The sequence below is a fragment of the Vibrio sp. VPAP30 genome (assembly GCF_001188205.1).
GTDB classification, from domain to species: Bacteria; Pseudomonadota; Gammaproteobacteria; order Enterobacterales; family Vibrionaceae; genus Vibrio; species Vibrio bivalvicida.
Window position 1 is genome coordinate 237377 of the sequence record NZ_LBLS01000013.1, and the last position, 15435, is coordinate 252811.

General features: G+C 42.8%; 11 protein-coding genes. 4 read left to right on the forward strand and 7 right to left on the reverse strand.

Annotated elements, in window-relative coordinates; all coding sequences use genetic code 11:
• Positions 1-145 precede the first annotated feature (145 nt).
• From ZX61_RS03005 to ZX61_RS03025, 5 genes are all read right to left on the reverse strand, one after another.
• Positions 146-814: a LuxR C-terminal-related transcriptional regulator gene (locus ZX61_RS03005; protein WP_049843229.1), complete on the reverse strand. Its 669-nt coding sequence runs from the start codon at positions 812-814 to the stop codon at positions 146-148.
• A gap of 149 nt (positions 815-963) precedes the next feature.
• On the reverse strand, positions 964-1977 hold the full coding sequence (locus ZX61_RS03010; protein ID WP_049843230.1) for a S1 family peptidase: 1014 nt from the start codon (positions 1975-1977) through the stop codon (positions 964-966).
• Positions 1978-2050: 73 nt separating this feature from the next.
• Complete coding sequence (locus ZX61_RS03015) at positions 2051-3013, reverse strand: S1 family peptidase (RefSeq protein WP_049843231.1); 963 nt, start codon at positions 3011-3013, stop codon at positions 2051-2053.
• A gap of 109 nt (positions 3014-3122) precedes the next feature.
• The gene (gene gcvT, locus ZX61_RS03020; protein ID WP_049843232.1) at positions 3123-4241 is read right to left on the reverse strand and encodes a glycine cleavage system aminomethyltransferase GcvT; all 1119 of its coding nucleotides are present in this window, start codon (positions 4239-4241) and stop codon (positions 3123-3125) included.
• Positions 4242-4500: 259 nt separating this feature from the next.
• Entirely contained in the window at positions 4501-5124 is a 624-nt protein-coding gene (locus ZX61_RS03025; protein ID WP_049843233.1) for a helix-turn-helix domain-containing protein, read from the reverse strand.
• Between the two features lie 370 nt (positions 5125-5494).
• Between ZX61_RS03025 and ZX61_RS03030 the strand changes: the two genes are divergently transcribed.
• From ZX61_RS03030 to ZX61_RS24645, 4 genes are all read left to right on the forward strand, one after another.
• Positions 5495-6790, forward strand: a complete 1296-nt coding sequence (locus tag ZX61_RS03030; protein ID WP_049843234.1) for a serine hydroxymethyltransferase — start codon at positions 5495-5497, stop codon at positions 6788-6790.
• A gap of 36 nt (positions 6791-6826) precedes the next feature.
• Entirely contained in the window at positions 6827-7207 is a 381-nt protein-coding gene (gene gcvH, locus ZX61_RS03035; RefSeq protein WP_049843235.1) for a glycine cleavage system protein GcvH, read from the forward strand.
• A gap of 120 nt (positions 7208-7327) precedes the next feature.
• Positions 7328-10192: an aminomethyl-transferring glycine dehydrogenase gene (gcvP, locus tag ZX61_RS03040; RefSeq protein WP_049843236.1), complete on the forward strand. Its 2865-nt coding sequence runs from the start codon at positions 7328-7330 to the stop codon at positions 10190-10192.
• A 157-nt stretch (positions 10193-10349) separates the two neighbouring features.
• Positions 10350-10481 carry a hypothetical protein gene (locus ZX61_RS24645; protein ID WP_268808136.1) on the forward strand — a complete coding sequence of 44 codons (132 nt, stop codon included), beginning with the start codon at positions 10350-10352 and terminating at the stop codon, positions 10479-10481.
• 79 nt (positions 10482-10560) lie between these two features.
• On the opposite strand, the gene ZX61_RS03045 is transcribed toward ZX61_RS24645, so the two are convergent.
• Positions 10561-12498 carry a DUF4209 domain-containing protein gene (locus ZX61_RS03045; protein ID WP_200904208.1) on the reverse strand — a complete coding sequence of 646 codons (1938 nt, stop codon included), beginning with the start codon at positions 12496-12498 and terminating at the stop codon, positions 10561-10563.
• A 134-nt stretch (positions 12499-12632) separates the two neighbouring features.
• The gene (locus ZX61_RS03050) at positions 12633-14579 is read right to left on the reverse strand and encodes an ATP-binding protein (protein ID WP_049843237.1); all 1947 of its coding nucleotides are present in this window, start codon (positions 14577-14579) and stop codon (positions 12633-12635) included.
• Positions 14580-15435 lie beyond the last annotated feature (856 nt).

Genomic DNA, 15435 nt, shown 5'->3' on the forward strand with positions numbered 1-15435 from the left:
TATACACTTACTCAACTAAGCGTAGTTTAGGCTCTTTAGACCATCCAAATATGGTGGGCAATTTGTGTTTATAGATGAAATTTTTCAATAAAAAAGGCCAAGCATTGTCGCTTGGCCTGGCAAGGAAAATTAACTTTTAGCGCGATTAAACCCGCTCTTCCAACGCAATGTTATTGTTTGCCCACAGTAGTGCTTGTAATCGGTTTTTAGCGTTAATTTTCTTAAAGATGTTATGCAAGTGCGTTTTGACCGTATTTTCACTAACAAACAATTCTTCCGCAATTTGAATATTAGATGCTCCATGCCCTAGCAAGCGCATGATCTCTTTCTCTCGTTTGGTTAAATTGGCATAGGCTTGAGACGTGGTCACTGTATTCGCGCAGCGGAAGTGTTCGATATAGTCTTGAGCAACTTTGCGCGATAACCACATCTCATCGTTCATGATCTTTTCCATCCCCTTGAGCAGCAAGGATACTTCATCATCAACATAGAAAACACCGACCAAATTGCGCCACTTAAACAAATGGCTTGAAGGCGCTTCATTTGGGCAATTGAATACGATTTCTTTGACTGCGTATTGACTGACTATTTTCGCCTGGTTGTACGCCTCAAACTTACTTTCATCAAGATAGTGGTAATCGATAAGAACAAGATTGCCAAGTAATGAGCTACCCTCTTCAACTTCTTCTAAAGCATCAGATGTAACCATGGTTACTTGAAGTGAGAGTCCTTTTTCCAAAGAATCTTTCAGCAGTTTTGACTGCATCGTTACATCAGAAATAAGCGTAATTTTGTAGATATCATTATTCATCATGGCGATCCCTAAACGACTTACCGATGACTTAAAACTATCGTTTAGAAAGAATTAGTCAACACGGTAATCTACTCATTCAAGAGTTATTCAGCAAAAACACACCATAATTTCAATGAATTGATAGGGCATTCTCATTTGTAAGAATAATCTTAATTGAATATGCGCATGGGGAATATTGAATAACGTCGCACTAAAAGTACTAGTAGCAGGTAGAAAAGGCTCAACAGGTTATTATAGCCCCCTCCACTGTCTCCACTAGGGGAGGGGGAAACAGTGGTAATTGGTGAGTTAGTCACCAAGCTCCTTACACCATTAGTTGTGACGACATAAGCTTTCGGGATTTCGAGACCATTAATCACACGTGCTATCCATGCTTGATAGTCGTGAACATCAGTAAAAACAGAGGTTACCACACTACTCGTGTCTCCACATGATGAAGGACCAAAGCTCGTAATCCCAACTTGTATGTATTGAGAGCCATTAAACCAATACACTGGCCCACCAGAATCGCCACTACAGGTAGAGTTTCGATAACTACCGCTAATTGGTCCACTAAAACAAAGATGGCTTGAGGTCAGTTTGCTTCCGTATTCCGCTTGGCAAGCTGAGGTTGTCATGTAGGTTAGCGTCGTTTCTAGTAAGTTAGTCCCACCAGAAACATTTCCTTCAATTAAGCCGTGCCCAATCGCCTTATAGGTATCACTGACTGAAAAAGTATTGTTAATAGTCGTGTTTATCAGTGAGGTATAGTCGGAGACTGCCAACGGTGTTTCTAACTTGATGATGGCAATGTCATCGGGCCAAAGCTCTGCTGATGAATCAATATAAGTATCTGGGTAGTAAAACTCTAAAGCTTTGGCTTGCTGATTAGAGAGAAAATTACTTTCATCATCTAACTGAGGTGCAACAACGGTGTTAAGCATCAGATTATCATCACCGTAAATGCAGTGCGCAGCGGTAAGAACATATTGCGAATTGATCATCGTTGCGCCGCAATAAGATGACGAACTATAGACATTGCCATTGCGGAAAAACAGGCTTGCAAATGAGGGGTAATTGACAATGTTGGCATCACTACCGTTGACAATATAGGGAGTGACTTCAACGGCATAACAGAGTTTAGTAAACAGTAGTAAGCAAAGTAACCGAACTGACGCTTTCATACATTCTTCCTACATCGTAACCACTCTTTAAGTTTAGATTACGATGTAGAAAGTGCGTCATTTCATAGAGATATTATTGATTGCGTCTCCAACCAACAAAGCCTAATAAGGTTAGGAATGCTAAGCCTAGAGAGCCGCCGCCTCCACCACCAGCACTAGTCTGAACAGTAGTGTCAACAAATGAACGGCTACCGTTGGTGGCAGTTGAAACATAGTACTTTGGTGATTGGCCACCAGAAATCACACTATTAATCCAACCATTGTAATCATAAGTTTCCGTAAAAACTGATGTTGCTGGCTGTGCTGGGTCTCCACACTTTGTCGGTCCGTAACTTGTTATTCCTATTTGGACATACTTACTACCGTCCCACGTATAAACAGGTCCTCCAGAATCACCGTTACAGGTAGAATTCTTATAAGAACCACTTTGCGCACCATCAAAGCAAAGCTGCTTGTCAGTGGTGCCACATACAGACTTATTCTTTAACTCTAAACTTGTCTCCAACAAAACCCCGCTAGAAGAGACGTTGCCCTCAATTAAACCATGTCCAATGGCTTTAAATGAGTTGGAACCATTGTTCTGGGCATAAGTGTCGTTTTCTGTTGTATTCAACAAATACTGATAATCAGAAATATTGAGTGGTGTCTCTAGCTTAATAATTGCTATGTCGTTTGGTAAACCTTGGGCAGTAGAGTCAACATAATCGTCAGGGAAATAAAACTCTTTTGCGCGAGCAGATTGGTAACTGCCATTTGGGTATTGAGACAGGTCTGTTAACTGAGGAACAACCCAAGTATGTAAATTCTGGTTGTTATCTTGATAAATACAGTGAGCTGCAGTAAGAATATACTGTGAATTAATCACCGTTGCACCACAGTAGTTCCCGTATTGGCTTCCATTATTAAAGTACAAACTAGCGAACGAAGGAAAGCTACTTACATTGGCAGGTGATCCGTTAACTATATATGGGTTAACATCCAAGCTATAAGCACTCGCTGCCCAAAGGCAAGAAAGTACCACTGAAATCTTTCTCATAATAAATCCTATTCATCAAATCCATGTAATTGTACAGAATTATACAAACAAAAAAAACCTCTCCAGAGAGAGGTTTTAACACACATAAATATATTATGTCATACCATATTTAGCCACGGTAATAACGCTGTGGAACAAATGGCATTTTTTCAATAGTCATAGGTAGTTTTTTGCCACGCACGTCAGCAAACAGTTCTGTACCAACCGCCGCTAAGTCGGCACGTACGTACGCCATTGATACTGGCTTACCCGCATTCGGTCCTGCTGTACCACTTGTTACTACGCCAACTTTGTTGTCTTCAGCGTCAAACAGCTCCGCACCTTCACGTACTGGTGCTTTTGTTTGGCCAACTAGACCAACGCGCTTGCGTGAAACGTCTTTAGTTTCAATCTGCTTAAGAATGATGTCCGCGCCCGGGAAGCCACCTTCACGCTCACCACCTGCACGGCGAATCTTCTGAATCCCCCACAAAAGGCTTGCTTCAACAGGAGTGGTTGTCGTATCGAGATCATGACCGTATAGACATAAACCACACTCAAGACGGAGCGAATCACGAGCGCCTAAACCAATCCATTCAACTTCTTCTTCATCAGTTAGTTTTTGCGCCAACTCTTGCGCATGTGAATTTGGTACTGAGATCTCGTAACCATCTTCACCAGTGTATCCACTGCGGCTAACGATACACTCAACACCTAGGATCTCTAATTTCATCACATCCATAAACAGCATGTCAGCCACTTCAGCATTGAAACGCTTAAGTACATCTACCGCTTTAGGGCCTTGAAGTGCTAATAATGCACGGTCATCTATAATCTCTAGCTCGACACCTGATGGCAAGTGCGCTTCTAGATGATTGATGTCTTGCTCTTTACATGCAGCATTGACAACAACAAATAGGTGGTCGCCCAAATTAGCCACCATTAAGTCATCCATAATCCCGCCTTGCTCATTGGTAAAGAAAGCATAGCGCTGGTTACCTTGTGGCAAATCAACAATGTCTACAGGAACTAATGACTCAAGGAATGCTGCTGCGCCCTCACCGTGTAAACGCAATTGCCCCATGTGCGAAACATCAAACAAGCCTGCCGCATCTCGTGTATGTAGATGTTCTTTCTTAACACCAAGCTTGTATTGAACAGGCATATCGTAGCCAGCGAAAGGAACCATCTTCGCACCAGCTTCAACGTGCAGCGCGTGTAGAGGGGTTTTTAGTAAATCTTGAGTCATTGTTGTCTCCATTTAATCAGGTTCGTTTTCCGTTCGAGGAAACCTTGTTTCCAATAATAAACACGAGTGAGGATTTTTTGCACTCTTAACCTAACGATGAGCATTCAAAATGTGACATTTAACATCATATTCACAACAAACAGGAAAAAACAAAAACGCCATTTCGGACATAAACTATCCAAAATGGCGCTTAAGCATACTCAAACAAAACAAAAACAAACGGTTGCATTCACTATAAGAAATTCACATCGAATTTACATTATTTCGCAGTCACCCAAAGAATGTGTGCATCTTGCTCACTGGTCGATATCAACATATGACCCATATTCGCATCATAATAAACGCTATCGCCCTCATTCATTTCTACGGGTTCGTAAAATTCAGAGTAAAACATCACTGAGCCGGATATGATAAGCAAAAACTCTTCGCCATCATGCCTTACCCAGTCCCCATACTCATCGAAGCTACGTGCGTGAACTCGGCTCTTAAATGGCATCATCTTTTTATTAGATAGCTGAGTAGCCAAAAGCTCATGCTCATAGGTCGGAGTGGGGTGAGGTTTTCCTTGGTTTGCTTTAGTGATATCACGACGCCCCGTCGCCACCTTTTTTCTCGGCGGTTCAAAGAGTTGAGGCATATCTATCTGTAAACCCAGCGCTAGTTTTTGCATAGCTTGAAAGGTTGGAGAAATCTGCTCGTTCTCAATCTTGCTTAAAGTAGAACGTGCTAATCCGGTTCGTTGGCTTGCTTCTTCTAAAGTAATTCCGAGCTTGCCACGAATATCTTTAATTCGTTGCCCTAGCTTTAACGGCTCAATATTCTCATCCACCGACTCTTTGGCAAGAGTCAAAGATGGATACTCATCATAGATATCTTCGGGCATGCTTCCCTCTACTAATTACTGCGACTTCCTGTTTCATTTTCATTGTGCACGAAGCAGATAGTGGAAGAAAGCGTCGAACAAGAAATAAACCGTGCTCTTGTTAACAAAATCAGAAACCTTGTTTCCAATAGGAAATTTTTGGTTGATTGTTCTTGTTACAACCGCTATGTTACCAACTTGTTAGTTGTAGAGATGTTATTTCCGAACTTTGTGTATGACTGTTTTAACACTCAGTTTCGGTTTCCCCCACCATTTTGGGGTTAGAAATTCACCCTGCTCTTATATAGAGAAGAGTAGTAATAGAAGTAGAACTGACGAGAATAATGAACAACATAAGAATCTCGTTGGCATGAATGGAAGGTCATCTACCATGAACAAACCGTTTCAAAATCACAGCCTAGAGAACTTTTTCTCTACTAACCTTGCTGCTACTGACGATGCTGTCTTCGCTGGAATCCAAGCTGAATTCACGCGTCAAAACGAACAAATTGAACTTATCGCTTCAGAAAACATTGTCTCTAAAGCGGTAATGCAAGCTCAAGGCACTTGCCTAACCAACAAGTACGCAGAAGGCTACCCAGGCCGCCGCTACTACGGTGGTTGTGAACACGTAGATACAGTTGAAGCGATTGCTATCGAACGCGCTAAGCAACTGTTTAAATGTGAATACGTAAACGTTCAGCCACACTCAGGCGCACAAGCAAACGGCGCTGTGAAACTGGCTCTACTTCAACCTGGTGATACTATCTTAGGTATGTCTCTCGATGCGGGTGGTCACCTTACTCACGGCGCGCGCCCTGCACTATCGGGTAAATGGTTCAATGCCGTTCAATATGGCGTTGACCGTGAAACTCTGGAAATCAACTACGAAGATGTTCGCGCGCTTGCTGTTGAGCATAAGCCAAAAATGATCATCGCAGGTGGTAGTGCAATTCCTCGTACTATCGATTTCGCTAAGTTCCGTGAAATCGCGGATGAAGTTGATGCAATCCTAATGGTTGACATGGCGCACATTGCTGGCCTAATCGCGACAGGTGCACACCCTAGCCCAATCCCACATGCGCATGTTGTAACAACCACAACGCACAAAACACTGCGCGGCCCTCGCGGCGGTATGATTTTGACCAACCATGAAGACATCATTAAGAAGATAAACTCGGCAGTCTTCCCAGGCCTTCAAGGTGGTCCTCTAATGCACGTTATTGCAGCAAAAGCGGTTGCATTCGGCGAGGCGTTAGGTCCTGAATTTTCAACTTATATCGATTCAGTGATCAATAACGCAAAAGTTCTTGCTGAAGTGTTGCAAACTCGCGGTTGTGACATTGTGACTGGCGGAACAGATACGCACCTAATGTTGGTTGACCTTCGTCCTAAGGGCTTGAAAGGTAACAAAGCTGAAGAAGCATTAGAGCGTGCAGGGATCACATGTAACAAAAATGGCATCCCATTCGATTCAGAGAAGCCTATGATTACATCGGGCATCCGTTTGGGTACGCCTGCGGGTACAAGCCGCGGCTTTGGCGCTGAAGAATTCAAACTCATCGGTAATTGGATTGGCGACGTACTAGATGGGCTAGTCGATAACCCTGAAGGTAACGCAGAAGTAGAACTGCGCGTTCGCAAAGAAGTGAAAACACTGTGTGCTCGCTTCCCACTTTACCAATAAACAAATTAATCAAAGTTATTTTTTGGAGATAAAGCAATGGACAAAACACTGAAGTTTGCAGATAGCCACGAGTGGGTACGTGACAACGGTGACGGCACAGTAACTATCGGCATTTCGCAGCATGCTCAAGAAATGCTAGGTGACGTTGTATTCGTTGACCTACCTGAAGTAGAAGACGAAGTTGAGGCAGGTGAAAGCTTCTCTTTGGTTGAGTCTGTAAAAGCAGCTTCAGACATCTACGCGCCAATCACAGGTGAAATCGTAGAGATCAACGAAGAACTAGAAGATAGCCCAGAGCTTATTAACGAAGAACCTTTTGAAGGCGGCTGGATTGTTAAAGTGAAGATGTCTGATGCATCTGAGCTAGACAACCTTAAAGACGCAGAAGAGTACCTAAACTCAATCGAAGATGAGTAATTAGGAAGATGCAGAAAGCTGCCCCCGACTCGGGTGGCAGCTTTTTTTCTAAGTTCGGACGTATAATTAACATTATCAGTAACGAAGGTCGTTACCCGGACACGGAGTAGGTAAAGGACAATGACTGAATTACTTCAAAGCCTCAGCACACAAAACGAGTTCGTTGCTCGCCACAACGGCCCAAACAAATCAGACCAACAGAAAATGTTGGAAGCAATCAACGTAGCAAACCTAGATGCGTTGATTGAAGAAACCGTTCCAGCGCAAATTCGCCTAGAAAAGCCAATGACTCTTGCGGAAGCGAAAAGCGAAGCAGACATGTTGGTTGCAATGCGCGAGTTTGCCGACCAAAACCAACTTAAGCGTACTTTCATCGGTCAGGGTTACTACAACACCTTCACGCCGAACGTTATCTTACGTAACGTACTTGAAAACCCTGGTTGGTACACAGCATACACGCCTTACCAACCAGAAATTTCTCAAGGTCGTCTAGAAGCGCTGCTTAACTTCCAACAGATGGTGATGGACCTAACAGCAATGGACATTGCTAACGCATCACTTCTTGACGAAGCAACAGCGGCTGGCGAAGCGATGACGCTATGTAAGCGTGCTGGTAAGAGCAAGAGTAAAGTCTTCTTCGTAGCAGACGATGTTCACCCTCAAACGCTGGAAGTTGTAAAAACTCGTGCTAAATACATCGGCTTTGATGTTCAAGTCGGCTCGCTAGAATCTCTACCTGAGCAAGACGTGTTTGGTGCACTTGTTCAGTACCCGGGTACAACAGGTGAAGTTCGCGACTTAACGGATATCATAGCGAAAGCGCAAGCAAACAAAACCCTGGTTACCGTGGCGACCGATCTTCTAGCATCAGCGCTACTGAAACCTGCAGGTGAAATGGGCGCGGACGTAGTTATCGGCTCAGCTCAACGCTTTGGTGTTCCTATGGGTTACGGCGGTCCACACGCAGCATTCATGGCAACACGTGATAAACACAAGCGTACTATGCCTGGCCGTGTTATCGGTGTCTCTATCGATACTAACGGTAACCAAGCACTGCGTATGGCAATGCAGACTCGTGAACAGCACATCCGCCGCGAGAAAGCGACGTCTAACATCTGTACTGCTCAGGCACTATTAGCCAACATGGCGTCGTTCTACGCGGTTTACCACGGCGCAGAAGGCCTGCGTACGATTGCTCGTCGTACACATCATATGACGGCAATTCTAGCGGCTGGCCTAACTAAGTCTGGTTTCGAGCTCGCTCACAATAGCTTCTTCGATACCATCACTATCAATACTGCTGATAAAACTGAAGCGCTATACGCAAAAGCGCAAACGGCTGATATCAACCTACGCCTACTTCAAGGCAAACTAGGTGTGAGCTTAGACGAAACAACGACAACGGATGATATTGAAGCACTATTCGCTGTCTTTGGTGTGAAAGAAGAAGTTAGCGCTCTATCTTCAGAGATCGCAGGCAACGAATTTGCAGCGATCCCAGAAGCACTTCGCCGCACTTCTGAGTACCTGACTCACCCAGTATTCAATACTCACCACAGTGAAACGCAGATGATGCGTTACCTGAAACAGCTTGAGAATAAAGACTTCTCGCTGACTCACGGTATGATCCCACTGGGCAGCTGTACAATGAAGCTCAACGCTGCCGCTGAAATGATCCCGGTGACTTGGCCTGAGTTTGGTTCTATCCACCCATTCGCGCCAATCGAGCAAGCGGCTGGTTACTCAGCACTCGCGAAAGATCTTAAAGAGAAGCTATGTGAAATCACGGGCTACGATGATTTCTCGCTACAACCTAACTCAGGTGCATCTGGTGAGTACGCGGGTCTTATCGCGATTCAACGCTACCACGATAGCCGTGGCGAAGGTCACCGTAACGTCTGTCTGATCCCAAGCTCAGCGCACGGTACTAACCCAGCGACGGCATCTATGGTGTCAATGAAAGTCGTTGTTGTTAAGTGTGACGACGACGGTAACATCGACATGTCAGACCTAGCAGCTAAGATTGAAAAGCATGCTGATAATCTTTCAAGCATCATGATCACTTACCCTTCTACGCACGGCGTATATGAAGAGCAAGTGAAAGAAGTGTGTGAAATGGTTCATGCGGCTGGAGGTCAGGTTTACCTAGACGGCGCAAACATGAACGCTCAGGTTGGTCTAACCTCTCCTGGCCTGATTGGTTCTGACGTTTCACACCTTAACCTACACAAAACCTTCTGTATTCCACACGGTGGTGGTGGTCCGGGCATGGGCCCTATCGGTGTTAAGTCTCACCTAGCACCTTTCCTACCGGGTCACATCGAAAACGGTGTAGAAGGTGAAGACTTTGCGGTATCAGCGGCAGACCTTGGTAGTGCGTCTATCCTGCCAATCTCATGGGCTTACATCGCGATGATGGGTGAAGCAGGTCTAACAGAAGCAACTAAAGTCGCTATCCTGAACGCGAACTACATGATGGAGCGTCTGCGCCCTCACTACCCTGTTCTTTACCGTGGTACTAACGGCCGTGTGGCTCATGAATGTATTATTGATATTCGTCCACTGAAAGAAGAAACAGGTATCAGCGAAGAAGATATCGCCAAGCGTCTAATGGACTACGGTTTCCACGCACCAACCATGTCGTTCCCAGTAGCAGGTACGCTGATGGTTGAGCCAACAGAATCTGAAGATCTAGAAGAGATCGATCGTTTCTGTGAGGCTATGATTGCTATCCGCGAAGAAATGACCAAGGTGAAAAACGGTGAGTGGCCACTAGAGAACAACCCTCTAGTCAACGCACCTCACACACAAGTAGACCTAGCGAAAGATGAATGGGATCGCCCATACTCTCGCGAACTAGGCTGCTTCCCATCACCTGCGACTAAGTCTTGGAAGTACTGGCCAACAGTAAACCGCGTAGACAACGTATACGGTGACCGTAACTTAATCTGTTCTTGCCCAAGCATCGACAGCTACGAAGATTAAGTTTCTTTACTGATCACAGATAACCAAGTTGGAAACTGTGATAACCGAGTTGGAAACTAACTTGAAAAACAAAAGGCGAACCATTTGGTTCGCCTTTTCTCTTTGCACAGTTTTTAGTCTAGTATGGTGTCATATTTGCGGTGCTAGGAGCTCAGCTATGACTAACGTGAAATCAAGGAAAACTCAGATGGCTTACAATCCAGAGAAAGCTGCTCTTTTCGCTAAAGCAGCTAACGCAGCAGCAAAACAAGTTGAACGCAACCAACACAAAAACCTAACCATGTTGTAAATGAAGATGCGTTAAAAGCCAACAGTAAAATACGTAGATAATGAGATAAAAAGCAATCTGAGTGACATTAAACTAATACTCATGAGGACTCTCCTGCACTACTTAGTTGATAAAATGAGTGCAAGACTAATCTTAGTACCAACCACCATGCATAAATAGATGAAATCGATGAAGCTGAATCGTCACTTAATAAACCGTGCGCGACCTCATTTCTCAAATTCGCTCCTAGAGAGTCCGTAAAAATGCTACCTACCTCAAAACATAAATCCTCTCCAAAAACTTCAATCGCTTCTGGTAACTCCATCAATGTGCTCAGACCATTCTCATTTTCTATGCCATTACGATCAATATTACTAGTATGAGCACCAACTTCTTTAAGTTTAGTACGTACGATGTGCTCAACTTGCGGACAAAGTAAATGGATAGCTACTCCAAAATCATACTCAAAGCCAAACCATAGTGCGTTCCCAAGAAGTTGTTCTCGTCCCTCAGGAACAATTGGTGACTGATAACAGAGACTGACCATTAGTTCTTTCGTAACTCTATATTCCATAAGTATCTGTCGCAAAGCAGGAATAATTTTACCTTCGACAACAAGTTGCATCTCTATATCAAAGTGTTGTTGAACTTGTCGATTAACAACTGCTTGGTTTGCAGGGTCATCCTCACCTGAATGTAGATTTAGAGGAGGCGTTATTCCGACAACTCTCCCATCAGTACTCATGTGTGTCGAACCAAAAAAGCTACCAATACCGCTCGTTCGCATCACCTCTTGGGCATTTGATTCCAAGATACGTTTATTGGGGCCAGAGTATAGTCCAACAAAATACAACAGTGCTCTCTCTAAAGTCTGTTTCCCTGAAACATGAGCTTTAGATGCAGCTACGTCATCCGAAATATCTACAGCAGGGGAGCGAATCACACCCATTTCATCTAATGATGCTCTCCCAGATTCAGATATTTTCGTTCTTATCCTTTTTATTGTCTTACTAACGTCATATTCGTCACGAAACTTAGTAGGAACAAGCCTATAAGCTTGAACGGCATTTTCAAATAACGAATTCGCAACCAGACTACTTTCTTCTAAGCGCACATCGGCTTCATTCTCATAACACGCAGCTAAAGCAACCAAAGAGTCCAGCCAAGCTCTTTCATCACCAGATTGCTTGTATTTTTGAGATGCCAGTTCGAAGTACGATCTGGCAGCAGGAAAATCGGAAGAGCCAGATAAAGTTTTACCGCAGTCAAATAGCTTATTAGCAATGTCATCCAAAAATTCAGAATCAATCTTCAAGCAATCCATCAACTTTGAAAGCCATAACGTCATGAATTTGTTCGCTGGATGTTCCAGATGAAACGCACTTATGAGTTGATTTTTAATTCCATCTAAACGGTCAAAATCTCTAATCTGCATACATAATCTAGCAGCACGTTCCCAACATTCCTTTACCCCTCGATTCCAGCTTTCTGCGTCAATTCCATGAGAGATATATACATCAACTGAAAGTCTTGCATGTTCTGGATTCCTTGGTTTTTTACAAAGCCATAGAAGATCTAATAACCTAGACTTTAACCACGGTTCCGCAACGTCACTCAAAATTTCTTCAAGAAAAGTTAATTCTTCCTCAGTAAAGTCTTCGGGCATAGCTGAACGCCTGCCTCTTTCAAAGTCTTGAAAATATGGTTTAAAAGGCTCATTTACACTATGTGGAACTAGCATCATAGATGCAGAGCGACTTAACAAGTTAAGTACTCGGGCTTGGTCTGAATAACCTAACTTAGCTTTTTCTCTCTCTAGTGCTGTTAAGCTTTGCGTTATAGATGAGTACCCGTAGTGCTTGTCAATGGTGAGGTCGTAAGTCCATCCACAGTCAATAAATGCATTGTAACTATATGATTGACTTGAGTTGTTCACTACGTGACTTCCCATCGATTCGTTAGGTCTTTTGCGACGAATATGACTGGTGTTCTCAAACCTTTTCATAGCTTCAAGTTTACTTGTACGTTTTCTTTTCACATCCCGTCTTCGCTTAATGTTACTAACGGGTCTCTTAATAAGTTTACCCATGACTCAACTATGGCCTCTTACGCACAGCGGAATGCAGAGAAAAACCAGCCCACGACTTACGGAGCAAAACTTTCTTGACTCTGCTAAGCAGTTTCTTTCTCTTGATCAAAATTAAAAGTGTTTTGTTGATCTGGTAAATTTAGTAATTCACACAACAAATCATCTTTTTCCAATCCTTCATAGCGGTTTTCAACTGTTTCTCTGAGAGCAAACAACCTTGCCTCTGCGGTTCTAATCAATTCACCGTAAGTCATTGCACGTATTTCACCATCTAAAGATTCTGGATTGTCACCAACACTTTGATAGCTGCTCGTTCGTGAATTAATCGTATCGCCTACAACATAGGCTTTTATGAATGGTTTATTTGATCCTACTCCCGCATGTAGAATATCTTCTACATAGCACTTAGCCTGATGCATTTCATCTCGACCTATTTCAAATCCACCTTTCTTCAATTCGATAATAAGCACTTTTTGGGTTTTCTTAATTTCCCCTTCAAAGCCCTCTAGACCTAATGCGCTAATTGTCGAGCGCTCTCCGACTACGATATCTGGTCTCTTTCGGGGATTCTCAAACTGCTTTGCTTCGAAATCTCTTTTAAAAACCGTTTGCATCGTTTTTACTAACCCTTTGTTGCTTGCATATTCGGGAGTATCAAACTCTGGGCCAAAAACCCATCTAGCCTTTTCGATCAACGGATGTAGTGTATGAAGCTCATCTACAGTCTTATCGCTGGATAATCGACTTATTGCTTCAATAACCTTTAGTCTTGAATCTATCTCAGAAAGAATTTCCATTGCGTCGCTCACACTCCACTCTTCCAAAAACTGATTAAGCGCGGCAGTATCAGTCATTGAAATATGGGTTAGCTTGTAGAGCAACAATACTCCTGAGCGAGATTTTTCAAGGTTTAAAGCAGCTCTGAAGGCTAACTCTAGTAACTCAATCTTGATGTCAGGACTTTCTTCCAATATTTGATCGATGAATGCATATAACTCTTGTCTAGCTAACGTGGGTAAATCCTTTATTTCTCGCTTATGGTGATTAATTACTTCTCTTTTTCTACTTTCAATTTGTTGACGAGAAACTTCAAGATATGTTGCCTTTACGAAGTTAGAAATCTGATCTGCTATAAGCTCGACAGTAGAAAAGTCTGGTTTGAAACCTGACCAGTCAGGATGAACATAATCAAACAGGTCTTCTGATTCAGCAATTAATGTATATCTTTTAGCAAAAGATTTTCTCCCATCCATTACTTGGTGTCCGCTTATTGACCATGAAGGGTCTCCCAATAACCTGCCTCCAAGCCAAAATGAAACACCGTGTTGACCAGCAGTGCGAGAAGTAGCAGATGAATCAACTAATGTCAGCTTAATACTGATGTTCGGCATTGGCGTTATTGTTGTCTCTTTGACATAGCCTGGGTGTTCAGCTAACTGTACTTGTTTACCATTTATTTCTACTACAAATTCAGGGTTAAACAAAAATCGAGCCGATATGATATTTCTAATGTCTTCAACATCAGGCAAATTCTTTTCTACTAGCACCTTAATCTTTGTGCCATGTCCTTCTCTGTCTGAATATGACTCGTTAACAACTTGTATTGGTTGGGAACCAGAAGCTATTCTTAACTCGTAGATATTTGATGTACCGTCTCTCCAGGTTTCGACTTCATAACCATCATTGAAACAAAGCCCTGCATGACGACCGACTCCATTTCTACCAAACGCATGGCGGCGCTTAGCTAACTTTGCTCCACTTGGTACATCTACAAACCGCCCTTGGTGACGATGACGATCGTATCTTAGTCTCATCCAACGGGCTTCAAACTGTTCGTTAGTCATCCCAACCCCATTATCTTCCACCACTAAGTTTTGATTAATTTCAGTTGGAATTATTATCTTAACCCTTGTCGCACCAGCGTCATGAGCATTCGCTATCAATTCAGTAATTGCGACATCTGCTTTAGTCGCAATGGAGCCAATTTCTCTAACCAAGAAATCTTCTTCATAAGTTACGGACTTAACCATCAGTTTTCCAGCCAACAATATTTATCTGAGCATACTCTTTCCTGACTAAGTCTGGCAGGTACGCAAAATTCTATAGTTAAACAACAAACGCACAGTCGTAACCTGCAAGTCCTTGTTCGTATTACAATACACAGTTTACCTATACTGTATTGTTTTCATATTCGCATATGCGATTATTTTGATAAAGAGCACTGAAAGTGATGTCAATTTAATAATAAAGCAGATTCATAAAATGGCGCTAAATAGTTTTTATACAAAGCTAACGTGCTGGAAAGGTCTGATGAAAAAATCGTCACTAACTGATTATCCTGACCAACTGTTAAACATGCCCTCAGCCAGAACGTCTCATTACACTCCAAAGGTGCTAGCGCGTCAGCTCCTTCAAAGATGACTAGTGTTTTGCGTCTACAATGTTCCAAAGTCGCAAACAGCTACATAGCCTCTTCTTTTCCTTCAACCAATCATATGCAAGCTACTTTCAAATAGTTCGAACGTCCGAGATATGAGCTACGCATAAGATTTGAGATTACTTTATTTAATGCTTGGCAACCTTTTTAATTTCCTCACGAATTCAAATTACAAGTAGTATTAAATTTTCATTTAAGATCAAATGAATAGAATCAAAATTCATTTCATTGGTACATAAATTCGTGGCAAAAAGTCTGGATGTCCAACACTTATTCGTGGGAAAAAGTGTAGAGGTAGTACACTTATTCACGGGGAAAAGTGTAGTTTTGGTAACTAATAATCAAGATTTGCATTAAATATTCTTATCCGAACCAAGCGTACACTTTCGAGAAACCTTTATTCGATTGCTCTCCCATTAAGTGTCTCACAGTAAAATCCTACGAATGAA